This is a genomic window from Streptomyces sp. NPDC059851 (genome assembly GCF_042732005.1).
Lineage (GTDB): Bacteria > Actinomycetota > Actinomycetes > Streptomycetales > Streptomycetaceae > Streptomyces.
The window spans coordinates 1-17,223 of the sequence record NZ_JBHWJJ010000008.1; the positions used below are offsets into that span (position 1 = coordinate 1).

Here is a 17,223-nt window from a genome sequence, read left to right on the forward strand (position 1 = left end):
CAGTCGTACGGCCCCGCCGAGGCGCTCCATATGCTTTCGCCCATGACCGACAGCACCGGGATCAGCCCCGAGGACAGCAAGATCATCACGCTGGCGCGCAGCGCCCGGGCCCGCAACGGCGTGCCCGAGGGTGCGGCGGTCCGGGACGAAACGGGCCGCACGTACGTCGCCGGGACCGTGGAGCTCCCCTCCCTCCGGCTGAGCGCGCTCCAGACCGCGGTCGCGATGGCCGTGGCGAGCGGCGCCGAGTCCCTCGAAGCCGCGGCCGTGGTCGGCACGGCCGACGCGGTGGCCGACAGCGACCGCGCCGCGGTACGCGACCTCGGCGGCCCGGACACCCCGGTCCTGCTGGCCGCCCCGGACGGCACGCTCCGCTCGACCACGCCGGCCGGCGCCTGACCCCGGAGCCCGCAAACCCGGCCGCCGGCGTACGCGTCGGCGGCCCGTGCCCGAGTCGGCGGCCCGCGCTGTTGCACAGCGGTGTGCGCGCAAGCCGCCGCCGGCGGGGCATACGGACGGGCCCGGGCCCCGGTTGCGCCCCCCGGCTAGATCGCGGCGGCGGCGTCGGCCGCCGCGGCCGGCCGGCGGCGGATGACCATCGCCATCATGGCGGCCACCGCGCACAGTGCCCCCGACGCGTACCAGACCACGTCGTACGAGCCGAACGCGTCGCGGGCCGCACCGCCCAGGAACGCCACCGCCCCGGCGCCCACCTGGTGGGAAGCCAGCACCCAGCCGAAGACGATCGCACTGTCGTCCCCGTAGTGCTCGCGGCACAGCGCGATCGTCGGCGGGACGGTCGCGACCCAGTCCAGCCCGTAGAAGACGATGAAGAACAGCATCGGCGGGTGCACCGTCGGCGCCAGCAGCACCGGCAGGAACAGCAGCGACACCCCGCGCAGGGCGTAGTAGACCGCCAGCAGGCGCCGCGCCTCGAAGCGGTCGGTGAACCAGCCCGACGCCACGGTGCCGACCACGTCGAAGACACCGATCACCGCCAGTAGCCCGGCGGCCGCGGTCACCGGCATCCCGTGGTCATGGGCGGCCGGTACGAAATGCGTCTTGACCAGGCCGTTCGTCGAGGCGCCGCAGATCGCGAAGGTGCCCGCCAGCAGCCAGAACGGCCCGGTCCTGGCCGCCCGGAACAGGACCGCCACCGCACGCCGCGCCGCGCCCGGTACCGGCGCGGGCTTGGCCGTGTACGGCCCCCCGTACGGGGCGAGGCCCACGTCCGCCGGGTGGTCACGCAGCAGGAGCCAGACGAACGGCACGACGGACAGCGCCGCCAGCGAGACCGTCAAGGCCGCGGGCCGCCAGCCGTGGTGCTCGACCAGCCAGGACAGCAGCGGCAGGAAGACCAGCTGGCCGGAGGCCCCGGCCGCGGTCAGGACCCCGGTGACCAGGCCTCGCCGGGCGGTGAACCAGCGGTTGGTCACAGTGGCCGCGAACGCCAGCGCCATCGAGCCGCTGCCCAGGCCCACCAACACGCCCCAGAACAGCACCAACTGCCAGGCGGCGGTCATCCACACCGTGGCGACCGACCCGGCGGAGATGACGAGCAGGGCCAGTGCCACCACCCGGCGGATGCCGAAACGGTCCATCAGGGCGGCGGCGAACGGCGCGGTGAGCCCGTAGAGGGCGAGGTTGACGGAGACGGCGAAGCCGATCGTGCCCCGCGACCAGTCGAACTCCAGGTGCAGCGGCTCGATGAGCAGCCCGGGCAAGGAGGCGAAGGCGGCGGCGCCGACGATCGTCACGAAGGTGACGGCCGCGACGAACCACGCGCGGTGGACGCGTCCCGGGGCGGCGGGAGGTGGGACGGGTGCGGGGGCGGTCGTGGCACCGGGGCTGGCCGGGGGCGGCGACGAGGGCGAGGGACCGGGCGAGGGGGCGGGGGCTGACTGGTTCACGCCGACAGCCTCCGGCCAGGGCGCCGCCCCGCGACAGTGGCCTGACCGACACCCTTCGATACGATCGGGCCATGGCTGCTGCCCCGCACCGTGTCGTCGTCCTCGCGCTCACCGGGCTGCTCCCCTTCGAGCTGGGCATTCCGCACCGGATCTTCGGCCGCGCCAGGGACGCCTCCGGGGCGCCCCTGTACGAGATCCTGACCTGCGGCCTCACCTCCGGCCCGGTCAGGACGGACGCGGACTTCGCGATCCAGGTGGAGCACGGCCCCGAGCTGCTCGCCACCGCCGACACCGTCGTCGTCCCGGCCGCGTACGAGCTCGGGCCCGTGTACGAGGAGGGCAGGCTGACCGAGGAGCTCGCCGTGGCACTGGCCCGCATCAGGCCCGGCACCCGGCTCGTCTCGATCTGCACCGGTGGCTACGTGCTGGCCGCCGCCGGATACCTCGACGGCCGCCCGGCCACCACGCACTGGTTCCACGCCGAGCACTTCCAGCGCCTCTTCCCGGCCGTACGGGTCGACCCGGGCGTGCTGTACACGGACGACGGGAACGTGCTGACCTCCGCCGGGGTCGCCGCCGGCATCGACCTCTGCCTGCACATCGTGCGCAAGGACCACGGAGCGGCCGTCGCCAACGACGTGGCCCGGCGGACCGTCGTACCGCCGCACCGGGACGGCGGCCAGGCCCAGTTCATCGAACGCCCCGTGCCACAGCCGCAGCTGGCCAGCACCGCGGCGGCCCGGGCCTGGGTGCTGGGACGGCTGCACGAGCCCGTGCGGCTCGCCGACCTGGCCCGGCAGGAGTCCATGTCGGTCCGCACCTTCACACGCCGGTTCCGGGAGGAAGCAGGCACCAGCCCCGGCGAATGGATCACCGGGCAGCGGGTGGAGCGGGCCCGGCGGCTGCTGGAGCAGACGGACCTGCCGGTGGAACGGGTCGCGCGTGAGGCGGGCTTCGGTACGGCCCAGTCGTTGCGCAAGCACGTGCAGGCCGCGCTCGGGGTGAGCCCGACGGCGTACCGACGGACGTTCCGGGCGGCGGGCGGTAACGGCGGCCCGCGCGGTAACGGCGGCCCGCGCGGGAACGGCGGCCCGGGCGGCGCCACGGGCTGAGGGGGGCTGCGCGTAGGCGGGTGGGCGACATCCTGCCGCTTCCTGATGGGCCATCAGGTGCGGGCTGGTGCCGGCATTGACTTGTTGCGCCGCACGCCCGTCAATGGCGCCCTGTCGTGGCCAAGGAACCGGGGAGCGGCCAGTGCGCGCAGCGGCGGGCAGCAGGAGGTGGTCGGCGGCTTTCGGCCTGGCCGTGCTCGCGGCCGTCGCCGGGGGTGCGCTGGGCCCGCCCGCCGCAGCCGAGGAGGAAGGGCCCCCGGGGCGGGTGGAGTTCCCGACGCGGTGCGTACCTCCCCCTGAGGCCGGACTCCCGCCCGTCGACGGGGTCACCGGGGCCCTGATCACCCTCGACCGGCCCGCGCCGCGGATCGGCGACACGGTCACCGTGACCTACCGGGTGGCTCGGACCCCCGCCGCGGGCCCGGCCGGCGCTGCGACCCCCGCCGGTGCGCCCGCTGCGGCCGGGCGCGTCCTGCTGGGCGGCGCGCAGAGCGGGGAGGTCGCGGTCGCGGCGGCACGGGCTCCCGAGGACGCAGGGCCTCCGGACGCGGGTACGGGAGTGGGCGCGCCTCCGGTCGCGGTCGCTGGTGTCGGTGCGGACGCGGATCCGGACGCGGATCCGGGCGCGGATCCGGGCGCTGGCGCGGATGCGGATGCTGTCCCGGAGGCCGCCGAACTGGCCATGACGGGGGCGTTCACCGTCACCGCGCCCGGCGAGATCACCCTCACCCCGGGCGGCTACACCCTGCCCACCGGCACCGTCTGCGCCCCCACCGGGCCGCCGGCGCCGGTCTCCGCACGCCTCGCCGCGCCCCCGCTGCCCCGTCCCAACCTGCGCTCGGTCTCGCTCGCCGCGCACCGAGGCGCCCCGGGTGCCCGGGTCAGGGTCACCGGCATCGGCTTCACCCCGGGCGCGGCCGTGACGGTGGCCGGACGTGCGGGCAGCGACGAGACCGCGGACCGGGCCGCGGCGGCGGCGGATGCGTGGGGCCGGCTCGCCGCCGAACTGCCGGTGGCGGACCGGGCGACCACCGCGGTCGTGGCGTACGAGGGCCCGGCGTGGACGCCGCAGGAGGGCTCGCGCCCGGCGCCGTACACGGTGCTCGACCCCGCTCCCGCCCCGGCGCCCGCGCCGCCCGCCGGGCTGTCCCTGACCCAGGCGGGCGCAGCGATCACCCTGGGTGCGGTCGGGTACGGGGCGGGCGGCGCGGCTCCCGGCCGGATCGGGACGGTCACGGTCACGGACACCCGCGGCGGAGCGGCGGGATGGACCCTGACCGGCAGGATCACGGAGCTCACCGGCCCGGGCGGGATCCGAGTCCCCGGGGCGTCCCTGAGCTGGATCCCGTCCTGCACCGCCGCGCCGCCCGCCCCGCCCGCGCCGCCCGCCCCGCCCGCCCCCGGCGGCTCCCGGAGCCGTTGTACGCCCGGCGCCCCCGGCCCGGTCGGCCAGCAGGGCGCGGTCTTGGCATCCGGGCCCGGTACCCCGGAGGCCGGGGGCGCGGCGGCCTTCACGGTGGACGCAGAGGTCTCCCTGAGCCTCCCGCCGTACACCCCGCCCGGCGCGTACCGGGCGGTCCTCATGCTGACCCTGTCGTGATCCCGGCGGCGGCCCCGGCCGACGGCCTGGTCGGCGCCCCGGGCGGCATCGGGGAGAATGGCCCGTATGAGCGATCGTTCCCCCGAGTCCCACCGCCCGCACCGTGCGGGCTTCGCCTGCTTCGTCGGCCGCCCCAACGCGGGGAAGTCGACCCTGACCAACGCACTCGTGGGCACCAAGGTCGCGATCACCTCCAACCGGCCGCAGACCACCCGCCACACCGTCCGCGGCATCGTGCACCGCCCCGACGCCCAGCTGGTCCTGGTCGACACCCCCGGCCTGCACAAGCCGCGCACCCTGCTCGGCGAGCGGCTGAACGACGTCGTGCGGACCACCTGGGCCGAGGTCGACGTCATCGGCTTCTGCCTGCCCGCGGACCAGAAGCTCGGCCCCGGCGACAAGTTCATCGCCAAGGAGCTCGCGGGGATCAAGAAGACCCCCAAGATCGCCATCGTGACCAAGACCGACCTGGTCGAGTCCAAGCAGCTGGCCGAGCAGCTCATCGCGATCCAGCAGCTCGGTGCCGAGCTCGGCATCGAGTGGGCCGAGATCGTCCCCGTCTCGGCGGTCGGCGACAACCAGGTCCAGCTGCTGGCCGACCTGATCGCGCCGATGCTGCCGGAGAGCCCGCCGCTCTACCCGGAGGGTGACCTCACGGACGAGCCCGAGATGGTGATGGTCGCGGAGCTGATCCGCGAGGCCGCCCTGGAGGGCGTCCGCGACGAGCTCCCCCACTCCATCGCCGTCGTGGTCGAGGAGATGATCCCCCGGGAGAACCGCCCGGCGGACCGGCCGCTGCTCGACATCCACGCCAACGTCTACATCGAGCGGCCCAGTCAGAAGGGCATCATCATCGGCCCCAAGGGCTCCCGGCTGAAGGAGGTCGGGATGAAGTCGCGCAAGCACATCGAGGCGCTGCTGGGCACCCCGGTCTTCTTGGACCTGCACGTGAAGGTCGCCAAGGACTGGCAGCGCGACCCCAAGCAGCTCCGCAAGCTCGGCTTCTAGACCGCCGGACCGCCGGACCGCCTGACCGCCTGACCGCCGGACCGCCGGACCGCCGGGCCGGCGGCTAGGGGAGTCGACGCACCTTCACGGTGTTGTCCGCACGGGTCCCGGCCCGCCCGTCGGGGCTGGCCTGCTCCCGTGCGTACTCCTCCCTGCGCAGGACTTCCCAGGCGCCCTCGGGCAGCTCCAGCTGGGCGAGCACCTCGTCGGGGGTCGGGAAGTCGATCTCCGGGTGCGCCTCGTCCTCCTGCCAGGTCGCCCACCCGCCGTGGCCGACGACCAGCAGGATCCCGCCGGGGGCCACGGCGGCCGCGGCGGTCCGCAGGACCCTGGCGCGCGGGAAGTCCCCGTAGTTGTGCAGGAAGCAGGCGGAGACGAGGTCGAACTCGCCGGAGGGGAAGGACTCGGCGAGGTCGTGCCGCTGGAGGTCGACGCGGTCGGCGACGCCCGCCTCGGCGGCGTGCGCTGCTGCCCGCTCCAGCGCCACGCCCGAGATGTCGGTCCCGGTGACCCGCCAGCCCCGGCGGGCCAGCCACACGGCGTCGGCGCCCTCGCCGCAGCCGAGGTCGAGGGCGCGGCCGGGGGCGAGGTCGGCGGCCTCGCGGACCAGGGCCGCGTTGGGCTTGCCGCTCCAGATGCGGTCGCTCTCGCTGTAACGGGAGTCCCAGAACTCCTGGTCCCCGGTCGGCGGTTCGGACGGGGTCCGGCCGTGGGCGTCGCCATGGTGGTGGCCATGGTGGTGGGAGTGGTCGTGGGCGTGCTGGGGGTGGGGGTTGGCGTGCTCGGGCATGGGGTCCCTTCCATAGGGGGCCACGGGGCCACGGGGCCACGGGGCCGCGGGCCGGGGTGGGGCCGGACGTGCCCGATGCTGCGCCGCCCGCCGCCGCACGGCCAAGCACCTTTGCCGTTTCGGCAAGCCGCCGCGGAGCCGTGCCCCGCTACGCCGCGCCCGTCCCCCCGTCCGCCGGGGGTTCCGCGATCAGGGTCGTGGCCACCGTACGGAAGCCCGCCCGGGCGTAGATACGGGCCACCGCCTCGTCCCCGGCCGACAGGAAGACCGTACGGGCGCCCCGTGCGAGGGCATCGGCGACCAGCGCCGCGGTGACCGCGAGTGCCAGGCCCTGGCGCCGGGCCCACGGCAGGGTGCCGACCCCGGCCACCTCGGCGACGTCGCCGACCGGGTTGCACTGGCCCGCTGCGAGGACCACCCCGTCGCGCACCGCTGCAGCCAGGGCCGTCCGCCCCGACGCCAGCCGCTCGGCCACGGCGCTCCGGTGGGCCGCGACGGCCGGGTCGGCCGTCGCCACGGCCAGCTCGGCCGGGCCCGCGGCGCCCACCGCCGTCCCCGGGGCCGCGAAGGCCATCCGCTGGACGGTGACGGCCGCCGTCAGCAACTCGTCGTCCGCGCCGAGGAGCCGGACCTCCGGATGCACGGGCAGCCGCGGCGCGGACGGCTCCAGCACCATCAGTGGATGCGCATGGACCCGCAGTCCCGCGGCCTCCACCGGGGCTCGAAGCCAGGGGCTGGTTTCGGCCACCCATTCGAAGGCTTCGGGGACGCCCAGTTGCCGCTGCCGGGCGAGGACGCGTTCGACGTCGGTGGCGGCGGCACCCGTGCTGCCGAGTGCGGGCCGCGCGTAGTACGGCCAGCCCGCACCCTCCCGGACGAAGAGGGTCAGCGGGCCGAAGTCCTCGGCCCGCGCGCCCCCGACCCGCGGCACGGCGTCGTAGTACTGCTCCAGCCGGGACAGGAGTGTCGGTGTCATCCGGCCATCCAAGCAAAGACGCCCTGCTCAGGCACCTTCTTTCAGGAGCCGGGTGATCAGTTGGCGCTGTGCTTCCGACAGGTCCGGCTCCTGGCAGGTCACCGTCCGGCCGTCGACCGTGATCCGGTACGAGAACCCGTCCCGGATCCGGTCCGCCCCGGGAGAGGCCGCGACGGGCCGCAGCGCCAGCTGCGCCAGGGCCTGCCACTCGTCCTCGTCCGGCCGGCCCGAGGTATCCACTTCGGCCCGGCGCTCGATGCCCGCGAAACCGCCCGTCCGCACCACCTGAATCCGCATGACCGTCTTCCTACCCCGCGGGGGCCGCCTATCCCAGGCCCACCGCCGACCATGCCTTCTGCAGTGCCTGGTGTTCCGTGCCGCCCTCCCCGTAGCGGGCCGCGGCGGCCGCCGCCGACAGCCGGGCGAAGTCCTTGAAGTCGGCGTCGGGGGCGAGCTCGCCGCCGGTCAGCGTGTCGTACCAGATCTGCCCCGCTCGTTCCCACGCCTTGCCGCCGAGGTCGGTGGCGACCAGGTAGAACGCGTGGTTCGGGATGCCGGAGTTGATGTGGACACCGCCGTTGTCCCGGTTGGTGCGCACGTAGTCGTCCATCGTGGCCGGCTGCGGGTCCTTGCCGAGCTCGTCGTCGTCGTACGCGGTGCCCGGGGCCTTCATCGAGCGCAGCGCGACCCCGGTGACGTCGGGGCCGAGCAGCCCGGCGCCGATCAGCCAGTCCGCCCGGTCGGCCGTCTGGTCCAGGGTGTACTGCTTGATCAGCGAGCCGAAGACGTCGGACATCGACTCGTTGAGCGCGCCCGACTGGCCGTAGTACTCCAGGTTGGCCGTGTACTGGGTGACGCCGTGCGCGAGCTCGTGCCCGATGACGTCCACGGCGACGGTGAAGTCGAGGAAGAGGTCGCCGTCGCCGTCGCCGAAGACCATCTGCTCGCCGTCCCAGAAGGCGTTGTTGTAGTCCTGCCCGTAGTGGACGGAGGCGTTCAGGGGCAGACCGGCATCGTCGATCGAGCGACGCCCGAAGGCCGTCAGCAGGAGCTCGTACGTGGCCCCCAGCCCGGCGTAGGCCCGGTTGACCGTGGCGTCCCCGGACACCGGGTCGCCCTCGCCACGGACCTCCTTCCCGGGCAGCCGGGTGCGGTGCTGGGCGTCGTGGATGGTCCGGCGGGGTCCGTCCGGTACGGGCGCCCCGAGCGCGGGGGGCGTGAACCCGCGGACGGTGGTGATCCGGCGCCGGGTGCGCAGGGAGCCGTCGTGTTCGAGGGTCCGCAGGGCGGCCCCGGCGCGCCGGGAGTCCTCGGACCGGGCGATCCGGTCGAGCAGGTGCGGCGGCACGACGGTGCAGAAGACCGGGTGGCGGGGGGTGCGGCCGTCGGAGTGGTGGTGAACGTGGGAGGCATCCATCCCGGCAATGTGGCAGTGGGTTACGTTGCTGTCACTAGCTGCAACCATGATTCATTCGGTTGTCTGAAAGCTGCCGGGCGGTGTTGACGCTTCGACCGGACCTCGGCGATCGAAGGAGATGTAGCTCACAAAGGGTACAAATCGGACATGGGGGTCCCGCATACTGAAACGGTCCCTCGCGCCACGGCGCGGCTCGGCTAGGCTCGGCCCATCATGCGTTTCGGGCTGCTTCTGCTTAGCTGCCGCGGCGAGGGTCTGTAGTCGTAGGTCGACCCCCTCCCCGCGGAGTCTGGTGTTGCGGTTTACGACCGCCGTCGGCCGTTCCAGCGATACCCACGCGGACACCCGAGGAGCCCTACGCCATGAGTCAGCACACCTTCGTCGGTCGCCCCACGCCCATCACGAACGCGACCCGCACGCAGCAGCCCTCCGGGATGCCGATCCACAAGTACGGCCGTTACGAGCAGGTCGACCTGCCGGACCGCACCTGGCCGGACGCGCGTGTGACCGAGGCGCCCCGCTGGCTGTCCACCGACCTGCGCGACGGCAACCAGTCGCTGATCGACCCGATGACGCCGGCCCGCAAGCGCGAGATGTTCGACCTGCTGGTACGCATGGGATACAAGGAGATCGAGGTCGGCTTCCCGTCCTCCGGCGAGACCGACTTCGCCTTCGTCCGCTCCATCATCGAAGAGGGCGCGATCCCGGACGACGTCACCATCTCCGTGCTGACCCAGGCCCGCGAGGACCTGATCGAGCGGACCGTGGAGTCGCTGGTCGGCGCCAAGCGCGCCACCGTCCACCTGTACAACGCGACCGCCCCGACCTTCCGCCGGGTCGTCTTCCGCGGCTCCAAGGAGCAGATCAAGCAGATCGCCGTCGACGGCACCCGCCTGGTCATGGAGTACGCCGAGAAGCTGCTCGGCCCCGAGACGGTCTTCGGCTACCAGTACAGCCCGGAGATCTTCACCGACACCGAGCTGGACTTCGCCCTGGAGGTCTGCGAGGCCGTCTGCGACGTCTGGCAGCCCGGTCCCGGCCGCGAGATCATCCTGAACCTGCCCGCCACCGTGGAGCGTTCGACGCCGTCCACGCACGCGGACCGCTTCGAGTGGATGGCCCGCAACCTGACCCGCCGCGAGCACATCTGCATCTCCGTGCACCCGCACAACGACCGTGGCACCGCCGTCGCCGCCGCCGAGCTGGCCCTGATGGCCGGCGCCGACCGCATCGAGGGCTGCCTGTTCGGGCAGGGCGAGCGCACCGGCAACGTCGACCTGATCACCCTGGGCATGAACCTGTTCTCGCAGGGCATCGACCCGCAGATCGACTTCTCCCAGATCGACGAGATCCGCCGCACCAGCGAGTACTGCAACCAGATGCCGGTCCACCCGCGCCATCCCTACGCGGGCGACCTGGTGTACACCGCCTTCTCCGGCTCCCACCAGGACGCCATCAAGAAGGGCTTCGACGCGATGGAGGCCGACGCGGCCGCCCAGGGCAAGACGGTGGACGAGATCGAGTGGGCCGTGCCGTACCTGCCGATCGACCCCAAGGACGTCGGCCGCTCCTACGAGGCCGTCATCCGCGTCAACTCGCAGTCCGGCAAGGGCGGTGTCGCCTACGTCCTGAAGAACGACCACAAGCTGGACCTGCCGCGCCGCATGCAGATCGAGTTCTCGAAGATCATCCAGGCCAAGACCGACGCCGAGGGCGGCGAGGTCACGCCGAAGGCGATCTGGGACATCTTCTCCGACGAGTACCTGCCCAACCCCGACAACCCGTGGGGCCGCATCCAGCTGCGCGCCGGCTCGACCGCCACCGACAAGGACGGCACCGACACGCTGACCGTCGAGGCCGTCGTGGACGGCGTGGAGACCGTCCTGAACGGCACCGGCAACGGCCCGATCTCGGCCTTCTTCGATGCGCTGGCCGCCATCGGCATCGACGCCCGCCTGCTGGACTACACCGAGCACACGATGAGCGAGGGCGCCTCCGCCGTGGCCGCCTCGTACATCGAGTGCGCGATCGACGGCCGCGTCCTGTGGGGCATCGGCATCGACGCCAACACCACGCGCGCCTCGCTGAAGGCGGTCGTCTCCGCCGTCAACCGCGCCGGCCGCTGACCCGTCGGCCCGGTCGGCCGAACGCCGGAGAACCGCTGCGCCGCCCCGCCCTCCGACCGGAGGTGCGGGGCAGCGCCGTCCCGGGGCCCACGCTCAGCGGGCGAGGTAGCCGCCGTCCACCGGGAGGACCGCGCCCGTCACGAACGAGGCCGCGTCCGACGCCAGGAACGCGATCACCCGGGCCACCTCGTCCGGCTCCCCGAGCCGCCCCATCGGGTGCGCGGCGGACACCTCCGCGAGGTACTCCGGGCCGCCCGGCTCCTGCGACAGCGCCAGCACCCGCTCCGTCCGGATGGTCCCCGGTGCCACCGCGTTGACGCGGATCCCGTGCGCCGCCCACTCCACCGCCAGGTGCTTGGTCAGCCCAGACGCCACGAACTTCGCCGGCCCGTACGCGGCTTGCCGTGCCTGACCGGCCACCCCGGAAATCGAGGAGACGCAGACCAGCGCACCCCCGGGGTCGGGCTGCGCGAGCATCTCCTCGATCGCGTACTTGCAGGTCAGGAACATGCCGCGGCCATCCACCGCCATGACCCGGTCCCAGTCCTGGGGACTGGTCTCGCGTACGTCCGAAAGGGGGAGCACCCCGGCGTTCGCCACGGCCACGTCGAGTCGCCCGTACGCCGAGACCGCGGCCCCGACCATCGCGCGGTTGTCCTCCGGATCGGCGACGTCACCGGTCACCACGGTGACGCCGAACCCCTCGGCGGCCAGTTCCGTACGCAGGTCCTCCAGCCCGGGGCCATTGGTGTCGGCCGCGGTCACCCGGGCGCCGGAGCGGGCCAGCAGCCGGGCCGTGGCCCGGCCGATCCCGCTCGCGGCTCCCGTGACCAGACAGGATTTCTCGTTCACGCGGGCGAGCGTAGGGACAACGGGCCGGCCGCCGTGGGAGGCGCAGGGGTACGGACCGGCCAAGTGCCGCGGGCGGGGGATGTTGTCTTGTCACACGGCTGACGCATCCTCACCGATGTGGCTAACATCACGCCAACCCGGCGATGCCGCCTGGAGGTCCCGCCCGTGCCCGCACGGCCACGGGGGAGTTACGGAGGTGCGACGTGCTGCCAGTTCGGGGTGGGGACGGCCGGAAGCCGGCGGTCTGGGGCATCCGTACCACGTGGAGCACGGTGGGCGACGGGGAGTTCTTCTGCCCGGGCTGCGGCGGCGACCGCAACTACCGCCGGCGCACCGGACGCCGCCGGTTCACCGTCCTCGGCGTCCCACTGCTGTCGCGCGGCGAGGCCGGACCCGTCGTCGAATGCCAGGGCTGCCGGGAGCGCTTCGACCCCGACGTCCTCGACCAGCTCACCACCACCCGCTTCTCGGCGCTGCTGCGCGACGCCGTGCACACCGTGGCCCTGGCCGTGCTGGCGGCGGGCGGGACCTCCGCGCGCGGCGCACTGGAAGCCGCCGTGTCGACCGTACGGGCAGCCGGCTTCCAGGACTGCACGCAGGAGCAGCTGGAGTCCCTCGTACAGGCACTGGCCAGCGAGGAGGGCCGGCTCGGCCTGTACGACGCCCCCGACTGCTGCGGCGCCGCCCTGGCCATCGAGCTGCACGAGGCGCTGGAACCGCTGGAGCCGCACCTGGCCGGACCCGGACGGGAGTCGATCCTGCTCCAGGGCGCCCGGATCGCCCTCGCGGACGGCCCGTACACCCCCGCCGAGCGCGAGGTGCTCACCAGGGTCGGCGCGGCGTTGCGGATGGGCTCCGACGAGGTGGCGCGCCTGCTGTCGGCCGTGCGCGCCCCCTGACGGGCCCGCCGCGACGCGGCCCGGGCCGCAGCGGCACGGCGGGCCCGGCCGTATACGGAGCGCAACGCCCGGCCGGGCCGGGGTGCCCAGGGTGGTGCTCCAGGCGGCCGAAACGGCCCGGCCGAGGTAACGATCCGGCCTCACGGGGCCGAAATCGCATCGCGGGACGGGTGAACTCCGCCCTCCGCCGGTGCCGGTGGTCCCACCAGGTGGACACCGGAGCGGTCCGCTCTTCTTTGCCGTCCGCACGCCTGTGAAGCGCATCGTCGCACGTCGCGAGGGGAGGCTTCGCGGGTGCGCAGGAGGGGGCGGGTTTCGGCAGCGCGCGGGCCATATCCCGCTACGGGGGCGTACGCCACTGGAGGAACCCACAGATCCGGTCCGCCCATCGATCAACAATTTGTGGAAGTCGACGATATCTGCGAGGCCTCCCACAGGCGTTCAATTCCGGACACACGCCGAGACGCCGCCGGTAACACAGCGGGGCTTCGATTCACGTGAACGCACTGCCAACCCTGGCGAACCAACGGGGTAGCGACCCACTTCGCCCAGGGATAACCAGCTTCCACTCGTTCACCACCTCTTGAAGGGCAAGGTCGATGGCACGTGTCGCCGCCCGGCTCTCCACCGACGGAGAGCAGAGCACCCACCCGGTCGACGAGGTGCTCCCCGTCCCCCAACTCGCCCTCTACGGCTTCCAGCACGTACTCGCCTTCTACGCCGGTGCGGTGATCGTCCCGATCATCGTGGGCGGCGCACTGAAGCTGAGCCCCGAAGAGCTGGTCTACCTGATCAACGCAGACCTGTTCACCTGCGGCATCGCCTCCATCATCCAGGCATGGGGCATCGGCCGGATCGGTGCCCGCCTCCCGCTGATCCAGGGCGTCACCTTCACGGCCGTCTCCCCGATGATCGCCATCGGCCTCGGCGCCGGCGGGGGCACCGCAGCCCTCTTGGTGATCTACGGAGCCGTCATCACGGCCGGCATCGCCACCTTCGCCTTCGCTTGGCTGCCCGCCAAGGCGTTCAGGGCGGTCATGCGGTTGTTCCCGCCGGTCGTCACCGGCACGGTCATCACGGTGCTCGGCATCGTCCTGCTGCCGGTCGGCCTCAACGACGCGGCGGGAGGCCTCGGCAGCCCGGACTTCGGCGACCCCGAGCACTTCGCCTACGCGGGCGGCACCATGCTCTTCATCCTGCTGCTGATGAAGCTGGGCAGGCCCTTCCTCTCCTCGATCGCCATCCTGCTCGGGCTCGTCGGCGGAACGGCCGTCGCCTTCCTCCTGGGGGACGCGAAGTTCGGCAGCGTTGCCGATGCGGACTGGATCGGCATCACGACCCCGTTCCACTTCGGGGCGCCGAAGTTCGAGTGGTTCCCGATCCTCCTCATGCTCATCGTCATGCTGATCACCATGGTCGAGACGACCGGTGACACCTACGCCGTCGGCGACATCGTCGGCAAGGAGGTCGACAGCGAGACCGTGGCCCGCGCCCTGCGGGCCGACGGCGCCGCCACCGCGCTCGGCGGCGTGCTCAACTCCTTCCCGTACGTGGCCTTCGCCGAGAACGTCGGCCTCGTGCGGATGACCAAGGTCAAGAGCCGCTTCGTGGTCGTCGCGGCCGGCGTGTTCATGATCATCCTGGGGCTGCTGCCGAAGGCCGCCGCGATCGTCGCCTCCGTCCCGCACGGGGTCCTCGGCGGAGCCGCGACCGTCATGTTCGCCATGGTCGCCCTGGCCGGTATCCAGACCCTCGCCAAGGTCGACCTCAAGGAGGAGAAGAACGCGCTGGTCGTGGGCGTCTCCCTGGCCTTCGCCCTGCTCCCGGCCACGGTCCCGGTCCTGTTCAAGGACCACATGGACCCGGACCTCTCCTCACTGCTCAACAGCGGTGTGACGCTCGGTGCCACGGCGGCGATCGTGCTCAACCTGGTCTTCAACGGCCTGGCTCGGGATGACGCGCACACCGCCGCCCTCCCGGCGGAGCTACCCGCACAGGCGGGCGCCCCCGTCGTCCCGGCGAGCGCCCCTACAGCGCCGGCCGACCCGGCTGCCCCTGCGGCCCCCGCCCCGGCTCCGGCCGCCCCGTCCGCGGCCGCCCCCGCCGGGCCGGAGGCGGAACCCGACGCCGAGGGCGCGCCCGCACCCGCCTCCTGACCTCCCCACGGGCGGCGGCCCCCGTCCGGACCGGTGTCCGGGCGGGGGCCGTCGCTGCCCCGGCAGCGGGCGACAATGGGCGCATGAGTCTGTTCCGCGACGACGGCATCGTGCTGCGCACCCAGAAGCTCGGGGAGGCGGACCGCATCATCACGCTGCTGACCCGCGGCCACGGACGGGTGCGGGCCGTTGCCCGCGGCGTGCGGCGCACCAAATCGAAGTTCGGCGCCGGGCTGGAACCTTTCTCCCACGCCGACGTGCAGTTCTTCGCCCGCGGCAGCGAACTCGTCGGCCGCAGCCTGCCCCTGTGCACCCAGACCGAGATCATCGCCCCGTACGGCAACGGCATCGTCACCGATTACGCCCGCTACACCGCCGGCACCGTGATGCTGGAGACCGCCGAACGGTTCACCGAGAACGAGGGCGAGCCCGCCGTCCAGCAGTACCTGCTGCTCGTCGGGGCCCTGCGCACGCTTTCCCGCGGCGAGCACGCCCCGAACCTGATCCTGGACGCCTTCCTCCTGCGCTCGCTCGCGGTCAACGGCTACGCGCCCAGCTTCGACGACTGCGCCAAGTGCGGAATCCACGGCCCCAACCGCCACTTCTCCGTCTCCGCGGGCGGGGTAGTCTGCGGCGACTGCCGGGTGGCCGGCAGCGTCGTACCATCTGCTGAGGCCATCGGGTTGCTCAGCGCCCTGCTGACGGGGGACTGGGCGACCGCCGACGCGGCGGAGCCGCGGTACGTGCGCGAGGGGAGCGGACTCGTCTCCGCCTATCTGCACTGGCATCTGGAGCGCGGACTGCGCTCCTTGCGTTACGTAGAGAAGTGACCGAGATCGGAGACCACAGCGCCATGGCAGTACGCGGATTCCTGGGACGCTCCCGCCGCGAGTACACGCTTCCCGAGCCGCACCCCTCCGGTGCCCGGCCGCCGAAGATCCCCGGTGAGCTCGTCCCGGAGCACGTCGCCATCGTGATGGACGGCAACGGCCGCTGGGCCAAGGAGCGCGGCTTGCCGCGCACCGAGGGCCACAAGGTGGGCGCCGAGCGGGTCCTCGACGTCCTCCAGGGGGCCATCGAGATGGGCGTCGGCAACATCTCCCTGTACGCCTTCTCCACCGAGAACTGGAAGCGCTCGCCCGACGAGGTGCGCTTCCTGATGAACTTCAACCGCGACTTCATCCGCAAGACCCGGGACCAGCTCGACGAGCTCGGCATCCGGGTCCGCTGGGTGGGCCGCATGCCCAAGCTGTGGAAGTCGGTGGCCAAGGAGCTCCAGATCGCGCAGGAGCAGACCAAGGGCAACGACAAGCTGACGCTGTACTTCTGCATGAACTACGGCGGCCGCGCCGAGATCGCCGACGCCGCCAAGGCCCTCGCCGAGGACGTGAGGGCCGGCCGGCTGGACCCGTCGAAGGTCAACGAGAAGACCCTCGCCAAGTACCTGTACTACCCGGACATGCCGGACGTGGACCTGTTCCTGCGCCCCAGCGGCGAGCAGCGCACCTCCAACTACCTGATCTGGCAGAGCGCGTACGCCGAGATGGTCTTCCAGGACGTGCTGTGGCCGGACTTCGACCGCCGCCACCTGTGGCAGGCCTGCCTGGAGTACGCCCAGCGCGACCGCCGCTTCGGCGGCGCCGTTCCGAACCAGGTGGAACCCCCCGTCTCCGCGGGCTGACCCTGCACGCCCCGGCTTCCGTGCCGTGACCACGGAAGCCGGGGCTGTGGCGGGACCGGCTGTCCGTTGAGGTGCACCACGGGGCGGCCCGCCGCCATGACCGGGGCCCGCGGGCGGCCGCGGTTGTAGGCTGCTGTCATGTCCATGCAGGGAATGGAACGCCCGGGCGCGCCCGGGGACCGGGAAGCGGCCGTCGAGCTCGTCTACGAGGTGACCACGGCCGATCTGGCGCAGGCGTTCCGGGTCCGGAACACCGCCACGCCGGCGCTGCGCCGGCAGCGCTGGCTCGTGCCCCTCGTCGGGATCGCGCTGGTGGTCCTGGGCGGCGAAGCGCTCGCGGCCGGGCAGCCGGGGCCCAACGGCCTGCCCGTGCTCGCCGGCGGGCTGCTGCTGTGCGGGCTCGCCGTGTGGGGGCCGCGGCTGAGGGCGCGCGCGTTCGCCGGGCTGCTCGCGAAGGCGGGCGCGACCCGCACGGTCGTCGACGGGACCGGGATCCAGGTGACGACGGCGCGCTCCTCGACCCGGATGGAGTGGGGCGCGCAGCCCGTGTACGCCGAGACAGCCGACACCTTCGTGCTGCTGGACGTGGCGAAGGGGGCGGCGGCCATAACGGTGATCCCCAAGCGCGGCGTCCGGGGGCCCGGGGACGTGAACCGGCTGCGGGCGCTCCTGGACGCCCGCCTGCGCCGCCTGTAG

Annotated in this window: 16 protein-coding genes; 10 read left to right on the forward strand and 6 right to left on the reverse strand. The window is 73.2% G+C overall.

Features of this window, described 5'->3' with window-relative positions; genetic code table 11:
* Nucleotides 1–42 precede the first annotated feature (42 nt).
* Nucleotides 43–399 carry a cytidine deaminase gene (locus tag ACFV7Q_RS03925; RefSeq protein WP_385423273.1) on the forward strand — a complete coding sequence of 119 codons (357 nt, stop codon included), beginning with the start codon at nt 43–45 and terminating at the stop codon, nt 397–399.
* 146 nt (nt 400–545) lie between these two features.
* Here ACFV7Q_RS03925 and ACFV7Q_RS03930 read toward each other — a convergent pair whose 3' ends face one another.
* Nucleotides 546–1,910, reverse strand: coding sequence for an MFS transporter (locus ACFV7Q_RS03930; protein WP_385423275.1), 1,365 nt, complete (start codon nt 1,908–1,910; stop codon nt 546–548).
* A 71-nt stretch (nt 1,911–1,981) separates the two neighbouring features.
* Here ACFV7Q_RS03930 and ACFV7Q_RS03935 point away from each other — a divergent pair, with 71 nt between their 5' ends.
* The 3 genes from ACFV7Q_RS03935 to era all read left to right on the forward strand — a co-directional run bounded on the left by ACFV7Q_RS03935 (nt 1,982) and on the right by era (nt 5,630).
* The gene (locus ACFV7Q_RS03935; RefSeq protein ID WP_385423277.1) at nt 1,982–3,022 is read left to right on the forward strand and encodes a GlxA family transcriptional regulator; all 1,041 of its coding nucleotides are present in this window, start codon (nt 1,982–1,984) and stop codon (nt 3,020–3,022) included.
* A 142-nt stretch (nt 3,023–3,164) separates the two neighbouring features.
* A complete protein-coding gene (locus tag ACFV7Q_RS03940) occupies nt 3,165–4,622 on the forward strand; it encodes a beta-xylosidase (RefSeq protein ID WP_385423279.1) in 1,458 nt (485 codons plus the stop codon).
* A 57-nt stretch (nt 4,623–4,679) separates the two neighbouring features.
* Entirely contained in the window at nt 4,680–5,630 is a 951-nt protein-coding gene (gene era / locus ACFV7Q_RS03945) for a GTPase Era (protein WP_385423281.1), read from the forward strand.
* 64 nt (nt 5,631–5,694) lie between these two features.
* Here era and ACFV7Q_RS03950 read toward each other — a convergent pair whose 3' ends face one another.
* The 4 genes from ACFV7Q_RS03950 to ACFV7Q_RS03965 all read right to left on the reverse strand — a co-directional run bounded on the left by ACFV7Q_RS03950 (nt 5,695) and on the right by ACFV7Q_RS03965 (nt 8,813).
* Nucleotides 5,695–6,420 carry a class I SAM-dependent methyltransferase gene (locus ACFV7Q_RS03950; RefSeq protein ID WP_385423283.1) on the reverse strand — a complete coding sequence of 242 codons (726 nt, stop codon included), beginning with the start codon at nt 6,418–6,420 and terminating at the stop codon, nt 5,695–5,697.
* Nucleotides 6,421–6,568: 148 nt separating this feature from the next.
* Entirely contained in the window at nt 6,569–7,396 is an 828-nt protein-coding gene (locus tag ACFV7Q_RS03955) for a GNAT family N-acetyltransferase (RefSeq protein ID WP_385423285.1), read from the reverse strand.
* 27 nt (nt 7,397–7,423) lie between these two features.
* The gene (locus tag ACFV7Q_RS03960; protein WP_385423287.1) at nt 7,424–7,693 is read right to left on the reverse strand and encodes a protealysin inhibitor emfourin; all 270 of its coding nucleotides are present in this window, start codon (nt 7,691–7,693) and stop codon (nt 7,424–7,426) included.
* A 28-nt stretch (nt 7,694–7,721) separates the two neighbouring features.
* Nucleotides 7,722–8,813: a M4 family metallopeptidase gene (locus ACFV7Q_RS03965; RefSeq protein ID WP_385423289.1), complete on the reverse strand. Its 1,092-nt coding sequence runs from the start codon at nt 8,811–8,813 to the stop codon at nt 7,722–7,724.
* Nucleotides 8,814–9,175: 362 nt separating this feature from the next.
* Between ACFV7Q_RS03965 and leuA the strand changes: the two genes are divergently transcribed.
* Entirely contained in the window at nt 9,176–10,939 is a 1,764-nt protein-coding gene (gene leuA, locus ACFV7Q_RS03970) for a 2-isopropylmalate synthase (RefSeq protein WP_385423291.1), read from the forward strand.
* A 93-nt stretch (nt 10,940–11,032) separates the two neighbouring features.
* Here leuA and ACFV7Q_RS03975 read toward each other — a convergent pair whose 3' ends face one another.
* On the reverse strand, nt 11,033–11,791 hold the full coding sequence (locus ACFV7Q_RS03975; RefSeq protein WP_385423293.1) for an SDR family NAD(P)-dependent oxidoreductase: 759 nt from the start codon (nt 11,789–11,791) through the stop codon (nt 11,033–11,035).
* A 203-nt stretch (nt 11,792–11,994) separates the two neighbouring features.
* Here ACFV7Q_RS03975 and ACFV7Q_RS03980 point away from each other — a divergent pair, with 203 nt between their 5' ends.
* From ACFV7Q_RS03980 to ACFV7Q_RS04000, 5 genes are all read left to right on the forward strand, one after another.
* Nucleotides 11,995–12,690 (forward strand): TerB family tellurite resistance protein, encoded by a 696-nt coding sequence (locus ACFV7Q_RS03980; protein ID WP_385423295.1) that lies wholly within the window; start codon nt 11,995–11,997, stop codon nt 12,688–12,690.
* A 599-nt stretch (nt 12,691–13,289) separates the two neighbouring features.
* Nucleotides 13,290–14,846 carry a nucleobase:cation symporter-2 family protein gene (locus ACFV7Q_RS03985; RefSeq protein ID WP_385423297.1) on the forward strand — a complete coding sequence of 519 codons (1,557 nt, stop codon included), beginning with the start codon at nt 13,290–13,292 and terminating at the stop codon, nt 14,844–14,846.
* An 83-nt stretch (nt 14,847–14,929) separates the two neighbouring features.
* The gene (gene recO / locus ACFV7Q_RS03990; protein WP_385423299.1) at nt 14,930–15,676 is read left to right on the forward strand and encodes a DNA repair protein RecO; all 747 of its coding nucleotides are present in this window, start codon (nt 14,930–14,932) and stop codon (nt 15,674–15,676) included.
* A gap of 23 nt (nt 15,677–15,699) precedes the next feature.
* Entirely contained in the window at nt 15,700–16,527 is an 828-nt protein-coding gene (locus ACFV7Q_RS03995; RefSeq protein WP_385423458.1) for an isoprenyl transferase, read from the forward strand.
* Nucleotides 16,528–16,665: 138 nt separating this feature from the next.
* On the forward strand, nt 16,666–17,223 hold the full coding sequence (locus ACFV7Q_RS04000; RefSeq protein ID WP_385423301.1) for a YcxB family protein: 558 nt from the start codon (nt 16,666–16,668) through the stop codon (nt 17,221–17,223).